4 protein-coding genes are annotated in these 2,719 nt (G+C 67.2%); 2 read left to right on the top strand and 2 right to left on the bottom strand.

From position 1 onward, the window contains the following. Positions 1–127: 127 nt before the first annotated feature. Complete coding sequence (locus ACQKM2_RS40790; RefSeq protein WP_427719258.1) at positions 128–364, bottom strand: hypothetical protein; 237 nt, start codon at positions 362–364, stop codon at positions 128–130. Next, the gene (locus ACQKM2_RS40785) at positions 357–524 is read right to left on the bottom strand and encodes a hypothetical protein (RefSeq protein ID WP_427719255.1); all 168 of its coding nucleotides are present in this window, start codon (positions 522–524) and stop codon (positions 357–359) included. Before ACQKM2_RS40785 ends, ACQKM2_RS40790 begins: the two co-directional genes overlap by 8 nt. A gap of 149 nt (positions 525–673) precedes the next feature. Between ACQKM2_RS40785 and ACQKM2_RS40780 the strand changes: the two genes are divergently transcribed. Beyond that, the gene (locus tag ACQKM2_RS40780; protein WP_427719253.1) at positions 674–1,783 is read left to right on the top strand and encodes a hypothetical protein; all 1,110 of its coding nucleotides are present in this window, start codon (positions 674–676) and stop codon (positions 1,781–1,783) included. Continuing rightward, positions 1,783–2,454 carry a YdcF family protein gene (locus ACQKM2_RS40775; protein ID WP_427719250.1) on the top strand — a complete coding sequence of 224 codons (672 nt, stop codon included), beginning with the start codon at positions 1,783–1,785 and terminating at the stop codon, positions 2,452–2,454. The genes ACQKM2_RS40780 and ACQKM2_RS40775 overlap by 1 nt, the downstream gene beginning before the upstream one ends. Positions 2,455–2,719: the final 265 nt, after the last annotated feature.

Below are 2,719 nucleotides of genomic sequence, written 5' to 3'. Positions count from 1 at the left end.
GGATCGCTACGCGCTCCTCCCGTCTCAGCGTCCGACGACCGTCTGGGGCTGATGCCGGCACCAGAGGACGAAAAGAGCAGTTCAGGGGGCCGAGAGGCGCGTCTGATCGCTACGCGCTTCTCTGGTCTCAGCGGCCGGCGGCCGTCTGGGGCTGGTCGTAGGCGGGTTCGACGTTGGCGACGGCGGTGGTGAATTCGCGGCCGGAGGCGCCCCGGATGTAGGCGAGCTCCATCCAGCGTTCGATGCCGGTGTCGGAGACGTTCTCGTTGATTACCGCCATCAGCTCGCCTTCGGTGCCGGAGGCGATGTCGCGGACTCGACGGCGCAGGAGGCGGTGGGGGACGTATTCGTAGCACTCACTCATCGGACGCCGCCTCGAAGGTGCTGAGGAAGCGCTCCCAGCCGGCAAGCGCCCGGTCGAGGAGGTCGGTGCTGGGTGCGAGCGTGGCTGCCACCCTCTCGGCGGGCGCGTGCGCGGTCATGAGTACCTCGCAGACGCAGCTGTGCGTGATGCGGTCGGTCACGGGTCGACTCCTCCAGAGGCCAGTGGTGTCACCCATCAGCCTGGACTTGCTCCAACCACGTGGGAATGACCGTTTGTTGCACTTCCGCTGTACTTGCGTCCCCCTCGGCGGCCTGACGTGGTTCGATGACGGTGAGAAGGGGGCGGCGTGTGGCGACCGTGCACCACTGGACCGGGCTGGAGGCCAGGGCACTCCGGCTCGCGCTGCGGCTGAGCGTCCGCGCATTTGCCGATCACCTTGGCGTCGGAGTGCGGACCGTCTCCAAATGGGAGAAGCTCCGGGCGTCGACCGAGCCCCGCCCGGACACCCAAGCGATCCTCGACACCGCTTTGGCCCGTGCGGACGCTGCCGCCCACCTGCGGTTCGAGACTTTCCTGTCCGAGGCCGGAGGCTCCAGGACAGGCCGGTGGGCGACGCCCGCAGCTCCGCCGGCCTGGGAGTACGAATCATGGGCCGATGACCTGGACCGGGTCGTGGTGGCCCTGTCCCAGCAGGATTTCACGTTCGCCGAATGCCTGCTCAGCCGGTGGCAGAGCCGTTTCAAGAGCGCTGAGCTGGATGAGAAGGGCCTGTACCTGTTCGCCCGCTCGACCGCTTTGTTCGGCGACCTCAAGCGATATCGGGGAACTCCCGTCGGGCTGCTGTCCGCCCAGCACTCCTATGCCGGTGCGCGCGCCGTCTTCATGCACCTCGGGATCCCCCGCCGTGTGGCCCAGCTAGACCTGTCCCACGCGGTCGTCATGGAGATGTCCGGCAAGCTGGAGACCGCTGCTCGCGCCTACGAAAGCCTGGCTGTCGACGACCGTCTTTCTGCCCGCGACCGCGCGAGTGCCCGCTTGTGGGTGGGAACCGCGCTGAGCAAGGACGGCGAGCACGACTACGCGACGCGTGTCATGACAGCCGCGACTCGTGATTTCGAGGACCTCGCCGAACCCGAAGACTGGTCGGTGGCACACCAGAAACTCGCCCTCGCCCGCCGTGACGCCGGAGACCTCACCGCCGCACTCCGGTTCCTGGACATCGCCTGCACGACGGGCACAGCGCGGTCCCCGATGCAACGGGTGCAGCTCACCACCGCTCAAGCCCACATCTTCCGCACTGATCCCGCCACCCGTGACGAGGGGCTCCGCCTTCTCGACGAAGCCGCGCAGATCGCCGCACAATCCGACCTCGGACATCAACTACGCAGCATCGAGGCCATCAGACGGACGTGCGAGGGAGCCTTCAAACCCCTACACCACCGACCAGGGAGCAGGTAGTGGCAGACGGACGATCGCAGGAAGTCACGGAGGACCAGCGGCAGGCAGCCCAGCTGATCTGGGACTACCACCACATGCGTCACGAACTCCGCCCGTGCGATGCGGCCATCGCTCTGGGCTGCAACGACCTCGGCGTCAGCACCTACGCCGCCGACCTGTACAAAGCCGGCCTCTTCCCCACCCTGGTGTTCACGGGCGGCAACAGCGCAGCCACCGTCGACGTGTTCCCGCGTGGCGAAGCCGTGCACTTCCACGAGCACGCACTGGCCCTCGGCCTACCCGCCCACGCGATGCTGCTGGAGCCGAAGGCCGCCAACACCGGGCAGAACATCGCGTTCGCGCGCGAGGTGCTGACCGCCGCCGGCGTCCGGCCCCGCTCCGTGCTGCTGATCAGCATGCCGTATATGGAGCGACGCGCCTTCGCCACTTGCCGCGAGCAGTGGCCTGACATCGAAGTGGTCTGTGCTTCCGACCCGCTGTCCTTCGATGCTTACCTCAAGGGCATGGGTGACGAGGAATCCGTGATCAGCATGGTCGTTGGCGATCTGCAACGCGTGATCGAGTACCCGGGGCAGGGCTTCGCCATCGCCCAGGACGTACCGCAGGACGTCCAGGCCGCGTACGAGTCCCTCGTCCGGGACGGATTCACCAGCTGCCTCCTCAGCCCCTGAGAGGATAGTGGCCCTGGACGGCCGTCAGCCGCTGAGAACCGAGGAGCGCGTAGCGATCTGACGCGCCCGTCCGCTTCCCGCGCTGCTCTGGTCGTCTTTTGGTGCGGGTACCAGCCCAGGATGGCCGTCGGTCGCCGAAATTAGAGGAGCGCGTAGCGATCTGACGCGCCTGTCGGCTTCCTGGGCTGCTCTTTTCGTCCTCTGGTGCAGGTATCAGCCCCAGGCGGTCGTCGGGCGCTGAGACGGGAGGAGCGCGTAGCGATCT

This window comes from Streptomyces sp. NPDC004126, assembly GCF_050275515.1.
Taxonomy (GTDB): domain Bacteria; phylum Actinomycetota; class Actinomycetes; order Streptomycetales; family Streptomycetaceae; genus Streptomyces.
This window is presented reverse-complemented; position numbering and strand designations above follow the sequence as displayed.

Bases quoted from the DNA above. Each gene is read 5' to 3' on its own strand.
- ACQKM2_RS40790 (WP_427719258.1), bottom strand. From the start codon at position 364: ATGAGTGAGTGCTACGAATACGTCCCCCACCGCCTCCTGCGCCGTCGA.